Origin of the sequence: Rhodocyclus gracilis, from assembly GCF_009617575.1 — a bacterium.
Lineage (GTDB): Bacteria > Pseudomonadota > Gammaproteobacteria > Burkholderiales > Rhodocyclaceae > Rhodocyclus > Rhodocyclus gracilis.
In genome coordinates this window covers 201,475-224,710 of record NZ_WIXJ01000003.1, presented here as the reverse complement: position 1 = coordinate 224,710, position 23,236 = coordinate 201,475, and the positions used below count along the sequence as shown (strand labels likewise).

At 67.3% G+C, this 23,236-nt stretch carries 18 protein-coding genes; 9 read left to right on the top strand and 9 right to left on the bottom strand.

The annotated features are described in order from the left end of the window. Window positions 1-10: 10 nt before the first annotated feature. The 5 genes from GHK24_RS06865 to pagP all read right to left on the bottom strand — a co-directional run bounded on the left by GHK24_RS06865 (window position 11) and on the right by pagP (window position 7,727). Entirely contained in the window at window positions 11-754 is a 744-nt protein-coding gene (locus GHK24_RS06865; protein ID WP_153471034.1) for a DOMON domain-containing protein, read from the bottom strand. Continuing rightward, entirely contained in the window at window positions 747-1,565 is an 819-nt protein-coding gene (gene rsmA, locus GHK24_RS06860) for a 16S rRNA (adenine(1518)-N(6)/adenine(1519)-N(6))-dimethyltransferase RsmA (RefSeq protein ID WP_153471031.1), read from the bottom strand. The genes GHK24_RS06865 and rsmA overlap by 8 nt, the downstream gene beginning before the upstream one ends. Then, a complete protein-coding gene (pdxA, locus tag GHK24_RS06855; protein WP_153471028.1) occupies window positions 1,562-2,704 on the bottom strand; it encodes a 4-hydroxythreonine-4-phosphate dehydrogenase PdxA in 1,143 nt (380 codons plus the stop codon). The genes rsmA and pdxA overlap by 4 nt, the downstream gene beginning before the upstream one ends. A 3-nt stretch (window positions 2,705-2,707) precedes the next feature. Continuing rightward, on the bottom strand, window positions 2,708-4,009 hold the full coding sequence (locus GHK24_RS06850) for a peptidylprolyl isomerase (protein WP_153471272.1): 1,302 nt from the start codon (window positions 4,007-4,009) through the stop codon (window positions 2,708-2,710). Between the two features lie 79 nt (window positions 4,010-4,088). Then, window positions 4,089-7,727: a lipid IV(A) palmitoyltransferase PagP gene (pagP, locus tag GHK24_RS06845; protein WP_194286389.1), complete on the bottom strand. Its 3,639-nt coding sequence runs from the start codon at window positions 7,725-7,727 to the stop codon at window positions 4,089-4,091. 782 nt (window positions 7,728-8,509) lie between these two features. Here pagP and GHK24_RS06840 point away from each other — a divergent pair. The 9 genes from GHK24_RS06840 (at window position 8,510) to hemF (ending at window position 18,754) form a co-directional block, all read left to right on the top strand. Beyond that, the gene (locus tag GHK24_RS06840; protein ID WP_422917821.1) at window positions 8,510-9,556 is read left to right on the top strand and encodes an aminoglycoside phosphotransferase family protein; all 1,047 of its coding nucleotides are present in this window, start codon (window positions 8,510-8,512) and stop codon (window positions 9,554-9,556) included. A 4-nt stretch (window positions 9,557-9,560) separates the two neighbouring features. Further along, complete coding sequence (gene murU / locus GHK24_RS06835) at window positions 9,561-10,280, top strand: N-acetylmuramate alpha-1-phosphate uridylyltransferase MurU (RefSeq protein ID WP_340666128.1); 720 nt, start codon at window positions 9,561-9,563, stop codon at window positions 10,278-10,280. Window positions 10,281-10,379: 99 nt separating this feature from the next. Further along, window positions 10,380-11,723, top strand: coding sequence for an aminopeptidase P N-terminal domain-containing protein (locus GHK24_RS06830; RefSeq protein WP_153471018.1), 1,344 nt, complete (start codon window positions 10,380-10,382; stop codon window positions 11,721-11,723). A gap of 56 nt (window positions 11,724-11,779) precedes the next feature. After that, the gene (locus GHK24_RS06825) at window positions 11,780-13,135 is read left to right on the top strand and encodes an FAD-dependent monooxygenase (protein ID WP_340666127.1); all 1,356 of its coding nucleotides are present in this window, start codon (window positions 11,780-11,782) and stop codon (window positions 13,133-13,135) included. Between the two features lie 269 nt (window positions 13,136-13,404). Beyond that, window positions 13,405-14,517: a tRNA dihydrouridine synthase DusB gene (gene dusB, locus GHK24_RS06820; protein ID WP_153471015.1), complete on the top strand. Its 1,113-nt coding sequence runs from the start codon at window positions 13,405-13,407 to the stop codon at window positions 14,515-14,517. After that, window positions 14,504-14,743, top strand: a complete 240-nt coding sequence (locus GHK24_RS06815) for a helix-turn-helix domain-containing protein (protein WP_153471012.1) — start codon at window positions 14,504-14,506, stop codon at window positions 14,741-14,743. Before dusB ends, GHK24_RS06815 begins: the two co-directional genes overlap by 14 nt. 123 nt (window positions 14,744-14,866) lie before the next feature. After that, complete coding sequence (gene purH, locus GHK24_RS06810; protein WP_153471009.1) at window positions 14,867-16,432, top strand: bifunctional phosphoribosylaminoimidazolecarboxamide formyltransferase/IMP cyclohydrolase; 1,566 nt, start codon at window positions 14,867-14,869, stop codon at window positions 16,430-16,432. Between the two features lie 73 nt (window positions 16,433-16,505). Next, the gene (gene purD, locus GHK24_RS06805; protein WP_153471006.1) at window positions 16,506-17,786 is read left to right on the top strand and encodes a phosphoribosylamine--glycine ligase; all 1,281 of its coding nucleotides are present in this window, start codon (window positions 16,506-16,508) and stop codon (window positions 17,784-17,786) included. After that, complete coding sequence (gene hemF / locus GHK24_RS06800; protein WP_153471003.1) at window positions 17,783-18,754, top strand: oxygen-dependent coproporphyrinogen oxidase; 972 nt, start codon at window positions 17,783-17,785, stop codon at window positions 18,752-18,754. The genes purD and hemF overlap by 4 nt, the downstream gene beginning before the upstream one ends. Window positions 18,755-18,865: 111 nt before the next feature. Here hemF and GHK24_RS06795 read toward each other — a convergent pair whose 3' ends face one another. From GHK24_RS06795 to hemC, 4 genes are all read right to left on the bottom strand, one after another. Beyond that, window positions 18,866-20,161 (bottom strand): heme biosynthesis HemY N-terminal domain-containing protein, encoded by a 1,296-nt coding sequence (locus GHK24_RS06795; RefSeq protein WP_153471000.1) that lies wholly within the window; start codon window positions 20,159-20,161, stop codon window positions 18,866-18,868. Next, on the bottom strand, window positions 20,158-21,168 hold the full coding sequence (locus GHK24_RS06790; RefSeq protein WP_228384574.1) for a uroporphyrinogen-III C-methyltransferase: 1,011 nt from the start codon (window positions 21,166-21,168) through the stop codon (window positions 20,158-20,160). The genes GHK24_RS06795 and GHK24_RS06790 overlap by 4 nt, the downstream gene beginning before the upstream one ends. A 173-nt stretch (window positions 21,169-21,341) precedes the next feature. Beyond that, window positions 21,342-22,112, bottom strand: coding sequence for a uroporphyrinogen-III synthase (locus tag GHK24_RS06785; protein ID WP_153470994.1), 771 nt, complete (start codon window positions 22,110-22,112; stop codon window positions 21,342-21,344). Continuing rightward, window positions 22,109-23,065: a hydroxymethylbilane synthase gene (hemC, locus tag GHK24_RS06780; RefSeq protein ID WP_153470992.1), complete on the bottom strand. Its 957-nt coding sequence runs from the start codon at window positions 23,063-23,065 to the stop codon at window positions 22,109-22,111. The genes GHK24_RS06785 and hemC overlap by 4 nt, the downstream gene beginning before the upstream one ends. Between the last annotated feature and the right edge of the window lie 171 nt (window positions 23,066-23,236).

Below are 23,236 nucleotides of genomic sequence, written 5' to 3'. Positions count from 1 at the left end.
CAATCGGCGCTCAGGGCGCCAGAACAAGGGCGAAACCGCGGCGGTCGTGAAAGTCGGCCTGCGCGCCGGCTTGCGCGAGCGCCAACCACGCCACCTCACCGCCCCGACCGAGCACGACGGCCGTCAAGCCCAGATGCAGCGCGCCCTCACCGACCGGCACGGCGGCCGCCGGCAGAGTGACACGCAGCACCAGCCGCGCATCGGCATCGGCATCGGCATCGGCATCGGCATCGGCATCGGCATCGGCATCGGCATCGGCATCGGCATCGGCATCGGTTGCGGTTGCGGTTGCGGTTGCGGTTGCGGTTGCGGTTGCGGTTGCGGTTGCGGTTGCGGTTGCGGCAATAGTATGGGCCGGGCCGGCAACAGTCTCCGCCCAGCGCCACCAGTCGCATGTCGGTGCAGGCAAAGGCGCTGCTGCAGCGTCGCGCTGCCGGTAACGAAAGAAGCGCCAGGCCGCCCATTGGCCGCTCGGGGAAAAGTTGTATTCGTGGTAAGCGTCCGCCCCGGCACGCGCGACGAAAAGCTCAAAGCAGGTGAAGGCCCAGAGCCTGTCAGCGGGCAGGCGCTCGCCCGGCGCCGGAATCGCCAGGCCGCAGGCGGCAGCGCGCGTGGCGCCAAGGCGAAACTCGGCCTGAAGTCCGCCGTCGTCGCTGCGGCACGCAGAGGCCGACACCCGTGCGCCAAACAGCACGCTGGTCGGATGCGGCGAAAGCACGTGGCGCTGTACGCCCGGCGACGGCGTCTCAGTCACCGCGGGCGACGGCGCTCGCCTCGGCGCCTGCGGCGACGAGCCAGTTGGCCAGTCGCGCATAGTCGCTGATCGGCAGTTCTTCGGCGCGCCGAGTCGGATCGATGCCCAGCGCGGCGAAAGCGGCGTCGGGGATAACCGCTTTCAAGGTGTTGCGCAGCATCTTGCGGCGCTGTGCAAAGGCGGCCGCGACAACGCGGGCAAAGACCGCTTCGTCGACGGCCTGCCGTTCGCTCGCCGGGCGGGGGATCAGGCGCACCACCGCCGAGTGCACCTTCGGCGGCGGGTCGAAGGCTTCCGGCGGCGCGTCGAGCAACCAGTCGATGACAAAGCGATAACCGAGCATCACCGACAAACGCCCGTAATCGCTGCTACCGGGTTCCGCTACCATGCGCTCGACGACTTCGCGCTGCAGCATGAAATGCATGTCGCGCACGCTCTCGGCGGCGTCGGCCAGATGAAAGAGCAGAGGCGTCGAGATGTTGTAAGGCAGATTGCCGACAACCTTCAGCCGCACGCCGGTCGGGCGTGGCAGGGAGGCAAAATCAAAGGCGAGCGCATCGCCCTCGTGCACACTGAGACGCTCCGCCGGGAAACGCCGGCGCATGCGCGCGACGAGATCGCGGTCGATTTCGACGACGTGCAGATGATCGAGGCGGTCGAGCAGGGGTGCGGTCAGGGCGCCGAGGCCGGGGCCGATTTCGACGACGCAGTCGCCCGCCTGCGGCGCGACGGCGTTGATGATGTCGCCAATCAGGCCGCGGTCGACGAGGAAGTTCTGCCCGAAACGCTTGCGGGCGCGGTGGCCGTTCATGCGGATTCCCCGACATTGGCCACCGCAGGAGACAAAGCGGCAGCGCGCCGGCTCATCTCGATGGCCTGCTCGACGGCAACGAAGAGGCTGCCAGGATCGGCCGTGCCGCGCCCGGCGAGATCGAGCGCCGTACCGTGATCGACCGAGGTGCGAATGACGGGCAAGCCCAGAGTGACGTTGATGCCGGCGCCAAAGCTCGCGTACTTGAGCGCCGTCAACCCCTGATCGTGGTACATGGCAAGAACGCAGTCGCCGCGCGCGAGTTGCGGCGGCGTGAAGAGCGTGTCGGCGGGCAAGGGGCCGATCAGCGTCATGCCCTCGGCGCGCAGGGCGTCGAGCGTCGGCGTGATGACCTCGATCTCCTCGCGCCCCAGACAGCCGTCCTCGCCCGCATGCGGGTTGAGGCCGGCGACAAGGATGCGCGGCTGCGCGATGCCAAATTTTCGGCGCATGTCAGCGTGAAGGATGTGCAACGTCTCGCGCAATGAAGCGGCGGTAATCGCCGCCGGCACGTCTTTCAGCGGCAGGTGCGTCGTCGCCAGCGCGACGCGCAAGCCGCCACCGGCAAGCATCATCACGACGCGCGGCACGCCGCAGGCCGCAGCAAGATATTCCGTGTGGCCGGTGAAGGGGATGCCGGCCGCGTTGATGACCGCCTTATGCACCGGCGCCGTCACCATCGCCGTGAATTCCGGCGGTGCACCCGGCGCCCGCGATTGCGCGCGACACCCTGCCAGCGCGTGATCGAGCAACGCCAGCACGTAGCGGGCATTGGCCGGATCGAGCTGCCCCGCCCGCGCCGGCACCGCCAAAGGCACATGCAACACGTCGAGAACGCCCGGCAGGGGCGGCAGACCGCTGGCCACCGCCGCATCACGCAACACACCGGCAAAACCGGTGGACGCGGCACGTTCGGCCAGCAGGTCGCGGTCGGCGAGCACTACCAGACGCACGCCATAGTCGCCCGCCCAATCGCGTTCGGCGAGGCGCAGACACAATTCCGGACCGACCCCCGCCGGCTCGCCGGAGGTGACGGCGATCAGCGGCAGTTGTCCGGTCGTGCGGACCGATGCTCCGCTCGCTTCGGTGATGACGGAGGATGTGGAGGTGGAAGCCCGCGGTACAGACGATTCGCTCATCGTTCAGCGATCTTCGAGACGCAGCTCGACGTAGGCGCGATCACGCGCCTGACGCAGCCAGTCCTGATAGGCGTCGTCGAATTTGCGCTCGCGCAGCGCCTGCCGCGCGGCCATGCGCTGGCGGTCGCTCGACACGTCCTGAACGCGCCGTTCCAGCACTTCGATCAGGTGGAAGCCGAAGGGCGACTGCACCGGCTGACTGACTTCGCCGGGCTTGAGCGCATCCATCGCCCGCTCGAATTCGGGAACGGTGTCGCCCGGATAGATCCAGCCGAGATCGCCGCCCTTGGGCGCCGAGCCATCCTGCGAGTAGAGGCGCGCCAGTTCGGCGAAATTGCCGCCGTTGACCAGCCGGTCGCGCAGCCCCTCCAGCTTGTGCCGCGCCTCGGATTCGGAGACCACCTCGTTGACCTTGATGAGGATGTGCCGCGCGTGCGTCTGCTGCACGGAGGGGACTTCCGCGCCGCCGCGCTTGGCAACGAGCTTGAGCAGGTGGAAGCCGTTGGCGCTGCGCAGGACGGGCGACAGTTCGCCGACCTTCAGACGCGGCAGCGCGTCAGCAAAGACCGCCGGCAGGCGGTCCGGCGAACGCCAGCCGAGATCGCCACCCGACAGGCCATCGGGCGCGTCGGAGTAGGAGGCGGCGAGCTGCGCGAAGTCTTCGCCCTTGTTCAGGCGCTCGGCGATCTGCTCGGCGCGCGCCTTCAGCTTCTGAATCTGTTCCGGCGTCGCCGATTCGGGCGCCCGCAGGAGAATGTGCGCCAAACGGTATTCCTCGTTCCGCCCGCCTTGCGCGCTATCGCCGGCGAGGTAGTTGTCGATCTCGCCTTCGGACACCGTCACCTTGTTTTCCACTTCGCGTTCGCGGATGCGGGCAATCGTCATTTCCTCGCGGATTTCCTCGCGGAAACGGGCGTAGGGAATGCCGTCCTTTTCCAGCGCCTCGCGGAACTGGGCCGGCGACATGCGGTTATTCGCCGCGATACGCTGCAAGGCTTGCTCCAGCTGGCCGTCGTCGATACGCAGCCCCGTGTCGCGGGCGTATTGCAGCTGGATGCGGTCCATCACCATGCGATCGAGCATCTGCCGTTGCAGCACGTCGAGCGGCGGCAGCGGCGTGCCTTGCCGCTTCAGTTGTCCGAGCGCCGAATCGAGGCGGGCGCGCAATTCGTTCTGGGTGATGACCTCGTCGTTCACCACGGCGACGATGCGATCGGCGAGAGCCGGTTCGGCGCGCGCAGGCGCTGCCTGCGCCGGCGACGGCGTGATGGCAGCAAAGAGCGAAAACGCGCCGAAAGCCGCCATGGCGAAAACGGCCGCGAAGCCGCCGCGCGCCGGGGCGTGGCGGGACGAAAAGCGAAGCGCAGATGTCATGCAATCTTCCTCATTGACCGAAAACCGGGTTGGCGGTCGGCTGGTTGATGATGCCGTAACCCTGGATGCTGCGTTTGAGAAGATCGAGCGGATTGGAACCGATGCTCGAGAAATCGTTGAGTTCCAGTTGCACAAAGAGCGCGGTGGAAGAGGTGCCGGACGTCGTCGCCAGACGCTGACCGACAAAACGCACCACCCAGCAGCCGCCGTTGTACTCAAAGCCGGCGATGTTTTCGATCGGCTGCTTGTCCTGCAAAGAGTAGTTGACGCGACCGACGGCATACCAGCCGCCATGCAAAGGCCACTGCCCGGAGAAGTCGACCTGCTTCACCTGATCCCGGTTGAAGCGGTAGGTAGCGTTGAACACCTTGCCCGGCTCCGGCAGATAGCGCGCGCCCAGATTCAGGCGTTCGGTGCGTGCGGCATCGACGTTGTATTGCAGCGCCGTATCGGCATAAACCTTCGGCGCAACTTCGCCGGAGAAGGCGGCCAAAAGATCGGACTTGCTCCAGACGCGCTGCGTCTGATCCGGCAAAACCACCTGCTGATCGCGGAAATAGAAGCGCTGGCCGACCATCGCCCGCATGATTTCGCGGCCGCTTTCCGGCGCGATCAGGCGCGAGCTGACGGCGGCCGTCAGCTGATTGGCATCGTTGAAGCGATCCTGACCGGTGAACTGGTTCTCGGCAAAAATCTGCGCGAAGTTGAAGTCGGCCAGACCGCTGTCGAATACCGGGATCTTGCTCTGATCCTGATACGGCACGTTGAGGTAGTAGAGCCGCGGTTCCAGCGTCTGCGTGAAGCCTTTGCCAAAGAGTTCGAGCGGGCGCTCGAAAGTCATGCCGGCGTCTACCGAGAACACCGGCAGCGTGCGGCTGTAAGAATTCGCAGCGCCCGGCAAGGCGCTCGCGTCCTGACGCGACAAAGACCAGTTCGTCGCATGCAGGCCAAGCTTTGGCGTCACGTACCAGGCGGAGTTGACGATGGGCAAGGCCATTTGCGGATAGACGACGACCCGCCGCCCCTCGGCCTTGCTCGTATCCGTCGTCGTAAACGACGTCACCTGACCGAAAAGGGAACTGTCGGTGTTGTACCAGTCGGGCTTGCGCGCATTGAAAGTGATCTGCGGCAGCAGGTTGTATGGCCTGGCGACCGCCACCGTCGGATCAGGCTGCAAGGTCTGATAGGACTGCACGTTGAACGTCGTATTCCACCAGCCGCTCGGCGCCCACGAGAGTTGCCCCTGCCGCAGCAACTGTGTCTGCGAGGTGTTGGCGATGCGGCTCGACAAGTCAGTGTAGTAGTTGTCGTCGGAGACGCGGTTGTAGTTGATCGCCCCCGTCAGTCCCGGCGCCAGCGTCTGCGTATGCTGCAAGGTCAGGCCATAGCGGTTTTCGTTGCGGACCTTGTCGTTGGGCAGCATTTCCAGCTGTACCGTACCGACGTAGCCGGGGTTGAGGTAACGCACCTCGGTATTGAGCTGCATCCCGCGTTTGCTGAGGATGCGCGGCGACAGCGTCGCGTCGTAGTTGGGCGCGATGTTCCAGTAATAAGGAACGGTAAAGTCGAGGCCGCTCTGGCTGGTCGAACCGAAGGTCGGCGCAAGGAAACCCGACTTGCGCTGATTGTTGAGCGGGAAGCTCAGCCAGGGCGAGTAGAGGATCGGCACATCCTTGAAGTAGACAACGCCATCGTGACCTTCCGCCTCACTGTGGTCGTAATCGAGCTTCATGTCGCTGGCCCGGGCGAACCAGTCGTTGTTGCCGGGCTTGCAGGTCGTGTAGGTGCCATCGGTGATGCGCACCTGATTCTTGCCCTCGAAATCAATCCGCGTGGCCTCACCTCGCCCTTCGACGGCGAGGCGCGGCACGGTGCGCGTCGCGGCGCTGGTCGTCAGCGTCGCGCCGGGCAACGAGAGAGCGCCGGCGACGAGCGGACTATTGCCGGTCGCGCCGAAGGCATTCGCGCCCGACGCCTTGCTCGCCGTTTGTTCCCACTCCGCGTCGGCATCCGCATCGGGATTGGACGGTGCGTAGGCCGAGGCGCCTTGCCCGAAGGGGATCGCCACGGGCGGCGGCTGCCGCTTCAGCGTGTACGCGGCCTTGTCGAAATAGCCAACCTGATCCTGCAGACGCAAGCGCAGATGCGGCCCGGTTACGACATCGCTACCCTGCTCCAGACGGACGGAACCGACGGCGTCGAGTTCGTCCTCGACCGGCCAATACGTCAGCGTGTCGGCGTTGATGACGGTACCGATCTTGCGCAGCTCCGCATCGCCTTCGGCAATCGCCTCCGTGTCGGTCTGCCCGTACAGGCGCTCGCCCGTGATGAAGACCGGGTGCGGATCGTCGTTGGCCGAAAGCGGCGTCATGCGGCGCGAAGCGCGCAAGGCGAGCGGTGGCAGCGCGTCGACCGTCGTTTCGTCTTCGCGCTCGGTGTTCGCAGACGTTACCAGTGGCGCCAGCGCATCGACGACGCCGGCGGGAGCCCCGCTACCCGCCACGGCGGAGACGCGCGGATCGCCGGCGACCGCCCCCGACGACGACGCGACACGCGGCACCTGCGACGAGGTGGCGGCCGGCACGGAGGAGGAGGAGGACAAGGAAGCCGCAGCAGAAGCAGCCGCTGGCGCCGATCGTGGCAACAGGAACGCATACTCGGAGTCGAGGATCGACGACGGCGCGCGATTGTTGCTGACGAAGGGACCGGTCACTGGCTCCTGGCGCAACACCTCCTGCGGCGCCGGCACGGACTGCGGCGTCGGCGTGCCGATAGGCACGCCCTCCTTGCCCAGCTCCCACTTCGCCCAGAAGAAGAAAATATTGCCGTTGCCCTTACCTCCGGGGACATACGCCGTCTCAAGGCTGAGATTCTTGTAGCCGATCGACGCCAGCGGCAGGATCCCCGGGAAGGGAATGTAGTGGAAGACGTCGGCCCGCATCATCAGGAAGGCGGTGTAGCCGAGCCCGAGGCGCAGGTCCTCGGTCGGCCGCCAGAAGGTCTTCCAGGCATAGCCGGCCATCCACTGCGGCATAAAGTGCGAATCCTGGAAGCCCATCGTATAGAGGCCTTCCCAATCGCCCTTCTCGTTATACAGCCCGCGCCCGACGCCGAGGCCGAACGGCTTTTCCTGATACCGCGCAATCTGCTCGGAGGTGTAGAACTGGCGCAGATGGTAGGTGTGGAACGGCAGGTATATTTCTGGCGAACCGACCTCCCAGATGTTTTGCACGGGCGACCAGATGCGCTCGTACCAAGGCTGTTTCGCGGCGGGCGCCGTACCGCGCGTGACGGCAGACGCAGCACCGAGGGGCGCATTCGCCGCCACAGGCGAGGCTGATCTGGCGACAGGCAGTTCCGATACCGGCCGCGCTGCCCCCACCGCACCGGCCGCCGCCGGGGCACTCGAACGCGACGACAAGGCATCGCCGCCACTCACCGGCGGACGACGCGGGGGCGCCGCGGCGACTGCCGGCGTCGGCAGCACATCGGACGCATTACCGAGCAGGGCCGGATCAACGCGCAAGGTTGGCAAACCCGCTGACGCGCGGCGCGGCGTATCGCCCGCCGCCGGAGCGACGAGCGGCACAACCGTTGCCGCAACGCCCCCATTGCCAGCCGGGTCAGCGGTACGCGCCGGCGGCGCCACGGCAGGCGCAGGGGAAGGTGACGTATCGGATCTATCGGTTACGGTGGCGGCCGGCGACGAAGTCGTCGCAACGGAGGTCGTCGCGGCAGTGGCGGCCCCGTCCGCGTCAACAGCCGACGCAGCAGGCGCCGTAGTGGCACTCGACGCCGATGAGGCAGCGACAGACGCGCCAGTATTCGCCGAATCCGCCGCCCGCGCGGCTACCGGGGCAACAGCCTCCGGCGCAGGACGGGGCGGTCGCACCGCGACTTCCGACGCCTCGTCCGATCCGCGCACAGCACTGGCCGACGAGCGCGAGGGTCGTGAAACCGCCGCCGGCGCGACAGGCGGAGTCCGGGGCGCCGCCGGCGCGCGCGCAGCAGACGCAGCTGGAGCAGCGGATACGGACTCATCCCCTGTGGGCACCGCCGGCACATCGGCGCGTACCGGCGCCGGCCGTGGCAACTCGGCAGGTGGCAGGCCGAGCAGCACCGGATCGACGCGCAGCGGCGACAGGCCTTCGGCAAACGACGGCAGCGCGACCCCGCCAGCGAGCGCCGCAGATAAACCGTAGCAGACGAAAAGCGCCAGGGGCCGTGCTCGAAAAGGGATGCTCATCCGGAAATTCCGCCGTTCTGGAGTCCTGAAGGTTCGGAGCGGCAGAGCCGCGCGGCGACTGAGCGCGCGCAGATGACGACCGTACAGGCGGTGTAAAATCGGCGCATTTTAGCATCATCGTTCGTCTATCCGTTGCGGCGCTTGGCCGTAACGTCCATCCGATGCTGCCCCTGCGGAGACTCCCCATGACCCAGCCCACCCCGGCGCCACGCACGGCACAGATGTACGCCTGGATCGCCCAGCACCTTGGCGCTTTCGCGCTCGGCGCCGACGGCCTGCGCATCGAACCCGCCTCATCCGACGCCAGCTTCCGGCGTTATTTCCGCGTCACGCTCGACGACGCGACGACGCGCATCGTCATGGACGCGCCGCCGGAACACGAAGACTGCCGCCCTTTCGTCAAGGTCGCCACACTCTTTCGCGCCGCCGGCGCGCGTACGCCGGAGATCCTCGCCGCCGATGTCGAGCAAGGCTTTCTGCTGCTCTCCGACCTCGGCAGTTCTACTTATCTCGACGCCCTCATCGCCACTCCGGCCAACGCGCCCAAGCTCTACGCCGACGCCCGTAACGCCTTGCTCGCCATTCAGCGCGCCAGCCGCCCCGGCGTATTGCCGAACTACGACCGCGAACTGTTGGCGCGCGAACTGGCGCTCTTTCCCGACTGGTATCTGGCGCGGCATCTGGGTGTCGACGCCGAAGCCAAACGCGCCGCGCTCGAACCGGTATTCGCCAGGCTGCTCGACTGCGCCCTCGCCCAGCCGCAGGTTTTCGTCCACCGCGACTACCATTCGCGCAACCTGATGGTGAGTGGCGAGGGCTTCCCGGCCTCGCCCGGCGTGCTGGATTTTCAGGATGCCGTATTCGGGCCGCTGAGCTACGACCTCGTCTCGCTCTTCCGCGACGCCTACATCGACTGGGAAGAAGAGCAGGAGCTCGACTTCGTCATCCGCTACTGGGAAGCCGCACGCGGCGCGGGCTTTCCGCTCTCCGCCGACTTCCACGAGTTCTACCGCGATTACGAATGGATGGGCGCGCAGCGCCAGCTCAAGGTGCTCGGCATCTTCGCCCGCCTCAAGCACCGCGACGGCAAGGACGGCTACATCAAGGACATGCCGCGCGTCGCCACCTACCTGCGCCGCACGGCGGAACGCTACCGCGACCTGCTCCCGCTGGCGCGCCTCCTCGACGAACTCGAAAACCGGCAGAGCGTGCTCGGTTTCACCTTCTCGTAGTCACGTGAAAACGCTCATTTTCGCGGCTGGTCGCGGCGAACGCATGCGACCACTCACCGACACGACGCCCAAGCCGCTGCTCAGCGTTGGCGGCAAGCCGCTGATCGTCTGGCACCTCGAACGACTGGCCGCCGCCGGCCTGAACGAGATCGTCATCAACTGCGCGCATCTCGCCGACACTTTGTACGCGGCCCTCGGCGATGGGCGTCGCCACGGCGTCTCGATCACCTGGTCGCGCGAACCGGCGGGGGCGCTCGAAACCGCCGGCGGCATCGCCTGGGCACGCGAAGCACTGGGCGACGAGCCTTTCCTCGTCATCAACGGCGACGTCTGGTGCGACTGGAACCCCGCCCACGCCCACCGTCTCGCGCACGCACTGGCCGAACGGCAGGATCTGGCGCATCTCGTCCTCGTCGACAACCCGGAACACCACACGCGCGGCGATTTTTGCCTGTGCGACGGCCGCATCCGGCACGCCAGAGAAGACGCTGGCGACGCTGAAAACGGCACCGACACGCTCACCTACGCCGGAATCGGCGTCTTTTCGCCCGCCTTGTGTGCCGGCGTCGAACGCGGCCAGACCATGAAGCTGCGGCCGCTGCTCGATGCCGCCATCGACCGCCAGCGCCTGTCGGGGGAACGCCACACGGGCCGCTGGGTCGACGTAGGAACGCCGGAGCGTCTGGCCGACCTCGACCGCACCCTGCGTGACGCCACGCCCTGAGCACAGCGCACCGCCGCCTGCACACCTCGTCGCGCGCTGACACACTCGCACCGATCACCGACGTTCCCCCCTTCTCTTCGCCCCCTCCTACGACGCCCCATGACCGCTTCCACGGCAAGTCCGACCACCGCCCGCGCCTGCTTCGCCGCGCGCCGCCAACGCCTGCTGGCGCAACTCGGCGACGGCGTTGCCATCATCCCGACGGCGCCCGAGCGCATCCGCAACCGCGACGCCCACCACCCGTACCGTTTCGACAGCTACTTCTGGTATCTCTGCGGCTTCCCCGAACCGGAAGCGGTGCTCGTGCTGCTCGGTGCGCGTGCCGGCGAGCCGGCGCGCAGCGTGCTTTTTTGCCGCGAAAAAGACAGCGAACGCGAAACCTGGGACGGTTTTCGCTACGGCCAGGCGGCAGCCAAAAGCGCCTTTGCCGTCGACGCAGCGCATCCGATCGGCGACTTCGACCGCCTGCTGCCCGACCTCATCGCCAATCGCGAAACCCTGTGGCATTCCTTCGGCGACGACGCCAGCTGGGATGCGCGCATCTTCGCTGCCATGGGCGCCGTCCGCGCCCAGGCGCGCAACGGCCGCAGCGCCCCGCGCGCCTTGCGCGACCTGCGCGCGCCGCTCGACGCCATGCGCCTCATCAAGGACGAGGCCGAGGTTGCGCTGATGCGCCGCGCCGCCGACATTTCCTCGGCCGGACACGCGCGCGCCATGCGCGCCTGCCGCCCCGGCATGGCCGAGTACGAACTGGAGGCCGAGCTGAGCTATGAATTCCGCCGGCGCGGCGCCGACAGTCACGCCTACGCGCCCATCGTTGCCGGCGGCGCCAACGCCTGCATCCTGCATTACGTCGACAACCGTCGTCTGCTCGCCGACGGCGCGCTGGTACTCATCGACGCCGGCGCCGAGGTCGAAGGCTACGCCGGCGATATCACGCGAACCTTCCCGGTCAACGGGCGCTTCTCCGCCGCCCAGCGCGACGTTTACGAAATTGTCCTCGCCGCGCAGACGGCGGCCATCGCTGCCATCCGCCCCGGCGCGTCCTTCGCCGACTACCACGAGGCCGCGCTGCGCGTACTGACGCAAGGGCTGATCGATCTGAAAATCCTCTCCGGCAGCGTCGACGGCGCGCTCGAAAGCGAAGCCTACAAACCCTGGTACATGCATCGCACCGGTCACTGGCTCGGCCTCGATGTGCACGACGCCGGCGATTACAAGCAGGGCGACGCGTGGACAACCCTGCGCCCCGGCATGACCCTCACCGTCGAACCCGGCCTCTACCTGCGCCCCGGCGACGGCGTGCCGGCGGCACTCACCGGCATCGGCATCCGCATCGAAGACGATGTACTCCTCGGCAGCGACGCCACACAAGGTGCCATCGTCTACACCACGGCTCCGAAGACCGTCGCCGAGATCGAATCCGTCATGCGTCGCGAGTAGCCCCGCGCTCGCGCAACGTGCACTCACGCTCCCCAAACACTGAGCCCGCCATCACTGTGCCCTCCACTCCAGCCGCGACGCACCCCGCTGCCGACAGCCAGTCAACGACAACGCCCTCGGCTGTCGACATCCTGATCGTCGGCGCCGGGCCGGCAGGTATGGCGCTCGCCAGCGCCCTGCTCGCGCAGGGTCGCGCGGACGATGCGATGCCGCGATCGATCCTGCTCATCGACCGGCGCACGCAGAGTAGCGACGACGACCCGCGCGCACTGGCGCTCGCCGAAGGCTCGCGGCGTCTGCTGCGCGCGCTCGGTGCCTGGCCGGCGGACGCCGCGACGCCGATCCGGCGGATTCACGTCTCGCAACGCGGCGCCTTCGGGCGCGCCATTCTCGACGCCGCCGATGGCGCCGACGCCCCCTTCGCCCGCAGCTCGCGTCAGCACGGCGGCGATGCGCTGGGCCATGTGTTGCGCTACGGCGCGCTGCACGCGGCGCTGGCGAAAACGCTGGCGCCATCGGCGACAACGCGCGCGCCCAGCTCACCGCCGTCGGCGACGCATCTGCAGCAGTTGGGCGGCTGCCAGGTGCGTACCATTCGCGCCGGAGGCGACAGCGCCGTTGTTACGCTCGATATCGCCGGTCGGCCGCATACGCTCACCGCACGCCTCGTCGTCCACGCCGAGGGCGAAAGCGACGCCGCCGCAACGCGGATTCGCGACTACGGGCAGTGCGCCATCGTCGCCGAAGTCGGCTTGCCGCGCGGGCAGACGCACGGCGGCGTGGCCTGGGAACGCTTCACCCGCGACGGGCCTCTGGCGCTGCTGCCCATGGGCGAGGGCTTTTCGCTCGTCTACACCGTGCGCGCTGAGCGGCTTGCAGACTTGCTGGCGGAAGACGATTCGCGCTTTCTTGCCCGCTTGAATCGGGACTTCGGCGGTCGTTTCGCACTGTCGACGATCAGCCCACGACACGCTTTTCCGCTCGCCCTGCGCCTGCGCCGCGCGGTGCTGGCGCCGCGCGAAGTCTGGATCGGCGCCGCCGCGCAGACGCTGCATCCGGTCGCCGGCCAGGGCTTCAACCTCGGACTGCGCGACGCCTGGACGCTGGCGCACGCCATCGGCGCCTCGCGCGACGACGATGGCACCACTGGCGACCCCGGCGACGCCCGGCGTCTCGCCCGTTGGGCGCAGCAGCGCCGCCAGGACCGCCTCGGTACAGCCGCCATCACTGACGGGCTGATCCGCGTTTTTGGCAGCGCCCTGCCGCCGGTGGCGCTGCTGCGCGGGGCCGGCCTCGCCACCCTCGACCTTTGCCCACCGCTACGCCGCGCACTGACGCGCCGCATGATGTTTGGCGCCGACCCGGTCGCCGCTACGCCGACGTCGCCGACCGATCCGGCTACGCCGGCGTAGTCGCGACGAAGCATTCCACCGCCGACACGCAGCGGCCGCGACACGCCTCTTTCGCCCTCAGCATGACAGCGGTGTTGTATCGCCGCCACGCCCGCCCTCGGCGGCAATAATTGACTATTTTTTAGGCGCCGAGAAGGGTAGAATTCGCGCCTTCCCCCGCTCGACCGACAGGCATTACCGCTGTCTTACGCCCTGCTGCTGATTGCTTTGTGCCTGATTTGGCGCGACTTTCGCGTCCGTTTTTTGACCCTGTCTTCTCCCGGCCTCTCATGGAATACCTCGGTTTTACGCTGAGAAATGCACTCTTCGTCGCACCGATGGCCGGAGTCACGGATCGCCCGTTCCGGCAGTTGTGCAAGTCGATGGGCGCGGGTCTGGCGGTCTCGGAAATGGTGACGTCGAATTCGCTGCTCTACGGCAGCGCCAAGACGCAGCGCCGCGCCAACCACGAGGGCGAGGTGGCGCCCATCGCCGTGCAGATCGCCGGCGCCGATCCGCGCATGATGGCCGAGGCCGCCCGCCACAACGTCGACCGCGGTGCGCAGATCATCGACATCAACATGGGCTGCCCAGCGAAGAAGATCTGCAACGTCATGGCCGGCTCGGCCCTGCTGAAAGACGAAGCGCTCGTCGGCCGCATTCTCGAAGCCGTCGTTACGGCGGTGCCGGAAACGCCCGTCACCCTGAAGATCCGCACCGGCTGGGACAAAACCAGCCGCAACGCCCTTAATATCCTGCGCATCGCCGAAGCCAGCGGCATCCGCGCACTCGCCGTGCACGGTCGTACGCGCGCCTGCGGCTACACGGGCCATGCCGAGTATTCGACCATTGCCGCCGTCAAAGCCGCTGCGCGCATTCCGGTGGTCGCCAACGGCGACATCACCTCGCCGGAAAAAGCCCGCGCCGTACTCGACGCCACCGGCGCCGACGCACTGATGATCGGCCGCGCCGCGCAGGGCCGCCCGTGGATCTTCCGCGAGATCGAACACTACCTCGCCACCGGCGAGAAGCTGCCGCCGCCGAAAGTCGCCGAAATTCACGCGATCCTGCTCGCCCACCTCGAAGACCTTTACTCGTTTTACGGCGTCGACACGGGGGTGCGCGTCGCCCGCAAACACATCTCCTGGTACACCAAGGGGCTGGTCGGCTCGGCGGCTTTCCGTCACGGCATGAACCAGCTGCCGACCATCGCGCTCCAACGCGCGGCGGTCGATCAGTTTTTTCTGGCGTTGCAGGCTCAGGGGGAGCTTCTGCACTACGCCGATCACGAGGACGGCGACGCGCCACGCGTGGCCGCCGACATTCACTCTGCTGCACTGAACCTGCACGACACCACGCACATAGAACAGCCTGGGGAGGGCTGGCCGCATGAAGAAAAGTAACGATGTTTCCGCGTGCGTTTCCAGCGCGCTGGAAACGTATTTCATTGATCTGGACGGTGAGAAGCCGGCCGGCATCTACGACATGGTGCTTAAAAGCGTTGAGCGTCCGATGCTCGAAATCGTCATGCGACAGGCAGGAGGCAACCAGACCCTCGCCGCCGAAATGCTGGGCATCAATCGCAACACGCTGCGCAAGAAGCTGGTCGATTACCGCCTGCTTGCGTAAACGAACGCGGCGCGCCCGTTGCCTGTTCGCCGTCGCTGCACCAGGTGGTGCAACCGAAGACCGCCCGACAGACAACGCGCCGCTCACTGACCTTTCTCTGACCATTCCCGACTGCCGACTCCCATGAAAATCCGTCAAGCCCTGATCAGCCTCTCCGACAAACGCGGCGCACTCGACTTCGCCCGCGGCCTCGCCGCGCAAGGCGTCGCCCTGCTGTCGACCGGCGGCACCGCCAAACTGCTGCGCGACGCCGGCCTCGCCGTCACCGAGATCGGCAACTACACCGGTTTCCCGGAAATGCTCGACGGGCGCGTCAAGACGCTGCACCCGAAGGTGCACGGCGGCATCCTCGCCCGCCGCGACCTGCCCGAACATCTGGCGACGATCGCCGCGCACGACATTCCGCAGATCGACCTCGTCTGTGTGAACCTCTACCCCTTCCGCGAAACCGTCGCCAAGCCCGGCGTGACGCTCGCAGAAGCCATCGAAAACATCGACATCGGCGGCCCGGCGATGGTCCGCTCGGCGGCGAAGAACCACGCCGCCGTCGCCATCGTCACCGACCCCGAAGACTACCCGACGCTGCTCGCCGAAATGGCCGCCAACGACGGCGCGCTCTCCGCCGCGACGCGCTTCAATCTGGCCAAGAAGGCGTTCACGCACACCGCGCGTTACGACAGCGCCATCGCCAACTGGCTGACCTCGCTCGACGACGCCAACGTGCCGCAAACCTTCCCGAAGGCGCTGCAGTTCGCCTTCGACCGTGTCGAAACGCTGCGCTACGGCGAAAACCCGCACCAGCAGGCGGCCTTCTACCGCGACACCGCGCCGGTCGCCGGTGGTATCGCCAGCTACGTGCAGTTGCAAGGCAAGGAACTCTCGTACAACAACATCGCCGACGCCGACGCTGCCTGGGAATGCGTCAAGACCTTCACCGCGCCGGCCTGTGTCATCGTCAAGCACGCCAACCCCTGCGGCGTCGCCATCGACGGCAAGCTGCTCGGCGCCTATGAAAAGGCGTTCAAGACCGACTCGACCTCGGCCTTCGGCGGCATCATCGCCTTTAACGGCACGGTCGACGTCGACGTCATCGCTGCCATGAGCGAACGCAAGCACTTCGTCGAAGTGCTGATCGCGCCGGCCTTCACGCCGGCAGCGCGCGAACTCGTCGCCAGCAAGCAGAACCTGCGCGTGCTCGAAGTCCCGCTCGCCCGCGCCCTGCAACCGTTTGAACTGAAGCGCGTCGGCGGTGGCCTGCTGGTGCAAACGCCGGACGCCTTCAACGTGCAGGCGTCCGACCTGCGCGTGGTGACCAAGAAGGCACCGACCGACGCACAGATCGAAGACCTGCTCTTCGCCTATCGCGTCGCCAAGTTCGTCAAGTCGAACGCCATCGTCTTCTGCGGCGGCGGCATGACGCTCGGCGTCGGCGCCGGGCAGATGAGCCGCGTCGATTCGACCAAGATCGCCAGCATCAAGGCGCAGCACGCCGGCCTTGAACTCACGGGCTCGGTGGTCGCCTCCGACGCCTTCTTCCCCTTCCGTGACGGCGTCGATGTGCTCGCCGCCGCCGGTGCCGCCGCGGTGATCCAGCCGGGCGGTTCGATGCGCGACGAGGAAGTCATCGCCGCCGCCGACGAACACGGCCTGGCCATGGTGCTCACCGGCGCCCGCCATTTCCGCCACTGATGCTCGCGGGGAGACAGGACGCGGGATGCGCCCCACCGCCTGACTCCCCTTCACTTTTTTCCAGGAACACTCCATGAAATTACTCGTTATCGGCTCCGGCGGACGCGAACACGCACTGGCCTGGCGACTGGCGCGGGCATCCGGACTCAAGAAAGTGTTCGTCGCCCCCGGCAACGCCGGCACCGCGCATGAGCGTGAAGTCGAAAACCTGCCCATCACCGACCCGACGGCGCTCGCCGATTTCGCCGAGCGCGAAAAAATCGCACTCACCGTCGTCGGCCCCGAAGCGCCGCTGGCAGCCGGCGTCGTCGATATCTTCCGCGCCCGCGGGTTGAAGATTTTTGGCCCGACCAAGGCCGCCGCGCAGCTCGAAAGCTCGAAGGACTTCGCCAAGCGCTTCATGGCCCGGCACAAGATTCCGACCGCCGCCTTCGAGACCTTCTCCGACGCCACCGCCGCGCACGCCTACATCGACGCGCACGGCGCGCCGATCGTCATCAAGGCCGACGGACTCGCCGCCGGCAAGGGCGTCGTCGTCGCGCAAACCCTCGACGAAGCGCACGCGGCTGTCACCGACATGCTCGCCGGCAACCGCCTCGGCGACGCTGGCGCCAGGGTCGTCATCGAAGAATTCCTCGACGGCGAAGAAGCGAGCTTCATCGTCATGGTCGACGGCAAGAACGTGCTGCCGCTGGCCTCGAGTCAGGATCACAAGCGCATCGGCGACGGCGATACCGGCCCCAACACCGGCGGCATGGGCGCCTATTCGCCGGCGCCGGTCGTGACGCCGGAAATGCACGCACGCGTCATGCGCGAGATCATCCTGCCGACGGTGCGCGGCATGGCCAGCGACGGCATCCCGTTCACCGGCTTCCTCTACGCCGGCCTGATGATCGGCAAGGACGGCTCGGTGAAGACGCTCGAATTCAACTGCCGCATGGGCGACCCGGAAACGCAGCCGATCATGATGCGGCTCAAGTCCGATCTCGTCAGCCTGCTCGAGCACGGCATCAACGGCACTCTTGACCGCGTCGAAGCCGAATGGGACCGCCGCGTCGCCCTCGGCGTCGTCCTCGCCGCCGCCAACTACCCGGAAACGCCGCGTCAGGGCGACGTCATCAGCGGCCTGCCGGCCGGTGAAGAACGCAATGCCGAGGATGTGCACGTCTTCCACGCCGGCACGCGTCTCGTCGGTGACGACGTGGTGACCGCCGGGGGCCGCGTTCTGTGTGTCACGGCACTCGGCGACAACGTCCGGCAGGCGCAGAAACGCGCCTACGAAGCCGCCAGCCGCATTCACTTTGACGGCATGCAGCTGCGGACCGATATCGGCTATCGGGCGCTGACGCGATGACGGGCGACGGCTTGCCCGCTGGCGGGCTACCCGCCGGCTCGGCGGTCGATACCTACTTCCGTACTCTGCAAGCGCAGCTCGTCGCTGCCTGCGAAGCGCTGGAAGGCGAATCCGGCGCCCGCTTTTGCCGTGACGCCTGGGAAAAGGTGCCCGCCCCGGCGAGCGCCACCACCGCCGGCAAGGCATTGCGCGGCGGCGGACTTACCTGCGTCATCGAAGGCGGCCGCGTCTTCGAGCGTGGCGGCGTCGCCTTCTCGCGCGTCAGCGGCGATGCATTACCGGCCGCGGCCACAGCGGCCCGCCCGCACCTCGCCGGCGCCCCGTTTTCTGCCATGGGCGTCTCGCTGGTGCTGCACCCGGAGAATCCCTACTGCCCGACGGCTCACCTCAACGTGCGCGCGCTTGCCGTCACCCCGGCCGAGGGCGAACCGCTATGGTGGTTCGGCGGCGGCTGCGATCTCACGCCGTATTACCCATTCGAGGACGACATACGTCAGTTTCACGGCACGCTCAAGAGCGCGCTGATGCCCTTCGGCGAGGATGTCTATCCGCGCCTGAAGAAGGACTGCGACGCCTACTTCACGCTGCCGCACCGCAAGGAGCCGCGCGGTGTTGGCGGCGTCTTCTTCGACGACCTCGACGCTGGCGGCTTCGAGCGTTGCTTCGCGCTGACCCGCGCCGTCGGCGACAGCTTCGCCGCCGCCTATCTGCCGCTGCTTGAGCGTCGGCACGAGACGCCCTACGGCGAACGCGAACGCGATTTCCAGGCCTACCGCCGTGGCCGCTACGTCGAATTCAACCTGATCTGGGACCGTGGCACACTCTTCGGCCTGCACGGCGACGGTCGCACCGAATCGATCCTCATGTCGATGCCGCCGCTGGTGCGCTGGCGCTACGACTGGCAGCCCGAACCGGGATCGCCGGAAGCCAAGATCTACGAGTTGCTGACGCCGCGCGATTGGGTTTGATGTCCGTCGGCCAAGGCGAGTAAGCGCCTCTCGCCGACGGCGACGCGGGCACACCGCCCGCAGATCTCCCCCGTTACCCCTGCGCGCCCAAGGCTCCGAGCGTCGCGGCCGTCACCCCACCAACTGCGCCGCCGCCCGATAGTGCGGCATGGCCTCCGCCGTTCGCTGCGTCGCTTCAAAGAGACGCGCCAGCGACAGACGCGCGCAGCGCTGATCGCCGAGGGTGAGAAAGTCGGCGCGCAGCAGGGTGGCTTCGAGGTAGCTCTGCGCCTTGCCCCAGAGTTTTTGCGCCAGACACAGCTGGCCGAGCGTCAGCAGGAGCCGCACATCCCCGGGGTGACTGACCAGCCAGGCTTCGGCGCGGGCGATGCGGGCCGTCAGGTCGCCGCCGCTGATTTCGCCATAGAGGCGCAAAAGCGCCGCACCGGCGTCGGCATCGATCGCTGGCAGCCGCCCCTCGGCCGGCCACTCGGCATCCAGCTGGCTTTCCAGAATGAACGTCGCTTCGTCGGCTTCACCAACGGCGGCGAGCGCCTCGGCAAAGACCCGCGCGACACGCGGGTTCATTTCACTGCGCGGCAGTTGCCGGCGGTAGGCCAGTAGCTGCGCCGCGTCGCCGGCGCGCAGCGCGATGTTCTCGCGGTGCGCGTGCAGACGGATTTCCGCCGCTGCCTCGGCCGACATGGCTTCACGTTTTTCCAGCAGACGAACCAGACGCAAGGACTCGTCCCAATGCGCCAAGGCTTGCTGCGCGCGCAGTTCAAGGCGCAGGGCGGCGAGATGGCGCCCGGCAATCTGCTGCAGGCGATGCAGCACGGCGATCGCCTCGGCCGGCCGCTGCGCGCTCAGGTGCATTTCCGCTTCGAACATCAGGCGTGCTGCCATCAGGTGCGTGTCCGGCGTGCCGTGCAGGTCAGCCTGATCGAGCCGCGCCAGCCACTCCTGAACGCGCAGCGGCTCACGCAGCCGCTGCGCCGCGCGCGCCGCCAGCAACACGGAAAGCGCCGCGAGAGAAGCGGCGGCGGATGACGCAGGAGATGCCGCACTCACCGTACTCGCCGCGCTGGCCGCCTCGACCGCGCCAGCGGCCTGTTTTTGCGCCTGACCAAAGCGCCCCTCGAAGAGCAGACGCACGGCGTCATGGAAAGCGTCATTGGCCTTTTGCAACTGCGTCCGCAGACGAAATTCGCGCGCACGCTGCGGCAAAGAAACTGCCAGCGCCGCTGTGCGCAGGATGACGTAAAGCACGACGAAAGCGACGACGAGGAGAACGATGGCGAGGTTGAGCGAAATCTCGGCGCGATATGGCGGAAACACCAGCAGCACGTAGCCATCGTTGAAATGCGCCGCCACCGAGGCGCCGACGGCCAGCGCAAAGAGGGCCAGCAGCCAGAACAGCGCTCTCATTTGCGTTCCCGTGCCATTTGCAGCGAACGGATCGCCGACAGCGATTCGTTCAGCGACGGCAACTCAAGGCCGATCTCGGCGCCAGAGAGCGATTTGAGCGTCGCCTGCGCCTCCTGCACGACGGCCGCGCGCGCGTCGAAGTGGCGCCCGAGCCACTCGCGCGCCTGCTGCAACTCGTTGAGGAAGGTCGTCTGATCGCGCGCGAGGAGCGCCAGACGCGCGTTGAGCAGACGCAGCTTGAGATTCTCGCGCAGGAAAAACGCCTGCCCCGGTGCCAGGAGTACCGGCTCGTCGCGGTCGAAGCGCTGAATCCGCACCAGCCCGCGAAACTCCTGCCAGATATCGGCGGCGAACTGGCGCAACACGCCAGCCACGGCATTCGTCTCGGCACGCTCGCTCACGGCCGGCGGCGGCGCCTCGGCACGCGGCCGCGCGTCGATGGCAAGCGGCAGGCTGTCGACAGCGACGATCACCGACTCCAGACGCAGGTTCATTCCCGGCAGATCGACCAGCGGCAAGGCCCGCAAGCGCTCGAGATCGCGGCCGATCGCCTTGCGCAGCGCCAGCAACTGCGGCCGCCCGCCGGCCGCCAGCCGGCTATCGGCCGATTGCAGCGCGGCGACGGCGCCCGGCACGTTGCCCGACAACTGCAACTGCTGCGAAGCCAGCGTCACGCTCTGCTCGATCTCGGCGAGCGCCCACTCATCGCGGTTACGCGCCAGATCCTGAAAGAGCTTTTCGAGCGTAGCCTGCTGACTCTGCGATTCGGCGATGCGCGCTTCCAGCGCGCCAAATCGCTCCTGCAAGCTGGAAGTGCGTTCCTCCGCCTGACGCGCCAAGGCACGCGTCTCGCTCGCAGCGGTATCGCTCTCCGCCAAGCGCCGCGCGAGCTCCTGCTGCGTGCCGGCGAGCTTGTGCCGGGTTTCCAGCCACTGCCAGGCGGCGACACCCAGCGCGACGACAGCGACGAGCAGCCACGGATTGAGCCAGTCGGCGCCAACGCTCAAGCGCTGCGCGCGGCGCGGCAAAGGAGGTGACGGCGGCAGAGGCGGCGGCGAAGATGAAGCGACCGGCGGGGAAGAAGCCGCGGACGCCCCCGCGGGTACGGATTCAGAGGACGACGAAGGGGAAGGTGCGTCGGCACCGGCCGGGGATCGGGAAGAATCGTCCTCGCTCATCGTCACCAATTATAGGCACACAAACCCGCGATGATGCCGGCATCGGCCGGTGCGGTGAGCTTGGTGCGGCGCAGGCCCAGGGCGCGCGCCGCCTCGGCGATACGCTGGTGCGGCACGAACAATGGCGTCTGAGCCAGATGCTGCCGGTCGTCGGCGGAGAGGAGGTCGACGAGATTGCGCAGCCCCTCGCTCGACGAAATCGCGATGGCGTCGAGCCGCCCCGCCTCCCACAGCGCCCGCAAGGGTGCCGCGCCACCGGCCGGTGCCGAACGGTGGTAGCAAGTGATGCAATCGACGGTCGCGCCGCGTGCGCGCAGGGTGTCGGCAAGCAACTCACGACCGCCATTGCCGCGAAAAATCGCCACGCGTTTGCCGGCCAGCGCATCAGCTTGCAATTCGGGCAGTTCGAGCAAGGCTTCGGAGTCGAAACGGTGACGTGGAGCAATGGCGTTGGCGACGCCATGCTCAGCCAGCGCCGCCACACTGCCACCGCCAACCGCCGCCGGCGTCAGCCCCTTCGGCCAGGCACGCTGGGCGAGGATGGCCGGTACGCTGTAGGCGACGGCATTGGGGCTGATGAAGATCGCCAGCGCGTAGCTGTCGAGCGCCGCGATGGCGGCCTGCAACGGCGCCGGGTCGGTGGACGCGCTGATTTCCAGTACCGGGAAAATCAGCGCCTCGCCACCCTGGGCTTCGATCAGCGCGGCAAGACCGGCCGCCTGTGCGCGTGGCCGGGTGACAACGACAGTCTTGCCGCGCAGCGCCCCCGTCATTGGCCGGCGGAAGCGTGCGCGAGTTGCGCGAGGATGGCGTCGGCGCCCTGTGCACGCAGCATGTCGGCCAGCTGCAGACCGAGCGCTTCGTCGTCCTGCGGCGCGCCACGCACTTCTGCGCTGACCATCTGCTTGCCGTCGGCGGTAGCAACGAAACCGCGCAGCCAGAGCTGGCCGTTGTCGAAAATGGCGTAGCCGCCGAGCGGAACCTGACAGCTGCCGCCCAGCGCGCGCGACAGCGCACGCTCGGCACGCACGCAGTGCGCCGTTTCGGGATCGTTGAGCACGGCGACGAGCGCGGCAGTTTCCGGACGATCGGCCGGCGTCTCGATGCCAAGCGCGCCTTGTCCCGGCGCCGGCAGCGATTGCTCCGGCGTCAGCAGCGAGCGGATGCGCTCCTTCAGGCCCAAGCGAATGAGACCGGCCGCCGCCAGGATGATCGCGTCGTATTCGCCGGCGTCGAGTTTGCGCAGACGCGTATCGAGGTTGCCGCGCAGGCTCTTGATGACGAGTTGCGGATAACGGGCACGCAGCACCGATTCACGACGCAGGCTGGAGGTGCCGATAACGGCGCCGGCCGGCAGATCGTCGAGGGCGGCGTATTTGTTGGAGACGAAAGCGTCGAACGGCGTCTCACGCGCCGAAATGGCCGACAGCACGAAACCTTCGGGCATCACCATCGGCACGTCCTTGAGCGAATGCACGGCGAGGTCGGCGCGGCCTTCCTGCATGGCGACTTCGAGCTCCTTGATGAACAGGCCCTTGCCACCGATGGCGGCGAGCGGCTTGTCGAGGATCTGGTCGCCCTGCGTCGTCATGCCGAGAATCTCGACCTGACTTTGCGGAAACTGCGCAGCGAGACGTCCTTGCACATGGACAGCCTGCCACATGGCAAGACGCGATTCGCGCGAAGCGATGACGATGCGGGAAGGGGTGGAAGTAGAGGAGTCCAAGGCGAGTTCTCTTTAAGTTCGTCGGAAATCGGGCGCGACAGCCAGCGGGGGTTGTGCGAGTGCTACGCGTTGTACGGGAATGCCCCTCTGACGACTGTCAAACGCTTGCCGGCAGGGGCGGCGCGCGCGAGATTCTACCACGCTCGCCGAGGCAGCCTGCGCGACGGCAGA

Bases quoted from the DNA above. Each gene is read 5' to 3' on its own strand.
- hemF (WP_153471003.1), top strand. From the start codon at position 17,783: ATGACGGGCGACGGCTTGCCCGCTGGCGGGCTACCCGCCGGCTCGGCG.
- dusB (WP_153471015.1), top strand. From the start codon at position 13,405: ATGGAATACCTCGGTTTTACGCTGAGAAATGCACTCTTCGTCGCACCG.
- rsmA (WP_153471031.1), bottom strand. From the start codon at position 1,565: ATGAACGGCCACCGCGCCCGCAAGCGTTTCGGGCAGAACTTCCTCGTC.
- pdxA (WP_153471028.1), bottom strand. From the start codon at position 2,704: ATGAGCGAATCGTCTGTACCGCGGGCTTCCACCTCCACATCCTCCGTC.
- purH (WP_153471009.1), top strand. From the start codon at position 14,867: ATGAAAATCCGTCAAGCCCTGATCAGCCTCTCCGACAAACGCGGCGCA.
- GHK24_RS06795 (WP_153471000.1), bottom strand. From the start codon at position 20,161: ATGAGAGCGCTGTTCTGGCTGCTGGCCCTCTTTGCGCTGGCCGTCGGC.
- GHK24_RS06850 (WP_153471272.1), bottom strand. From the start codon at position 4,009: ATGGCGGCTTTCGGCGCGTTTTCGCTCTTTGCTGCCATCACGCCGTCG.
- GHK24_RS06830 (WP_153471018.1), top strand. From the start codon at position 10,380: ATGACCGCTTCCACGGCAAGTCCGACCACCGCCCGCGCCTGCTTCGCC.
- purD (WP_153471006.1), top strand. From the start codon at position 16,506: ATGAAATTACTCGTTATCGGCTCCGGCGGACGCGAACACGCACTGGCC.
- GHK24_RS06840 (WP_422917821.1), top strand. From the start codon at position 8,510: ATGACCCAGCCCACCCCGGCGCCACGCACGGCACAGATGTACGCCTGG.
- GHK24_RS06815 (WP_153471012.1), top strand. From the start codon at position 14,504: ATGAAGAAAAGTAACGATGTTTCCGCGTGCGTTTCCAGCGCGCTGGAA.
- GHK24_RS06785 (WP_153470994.1), bottom strand. From the start codon at position 22,112: ATGACGGGGGCGCTGCGCGGCAAGACTGTCGTTGTCACCCGGCCACGC.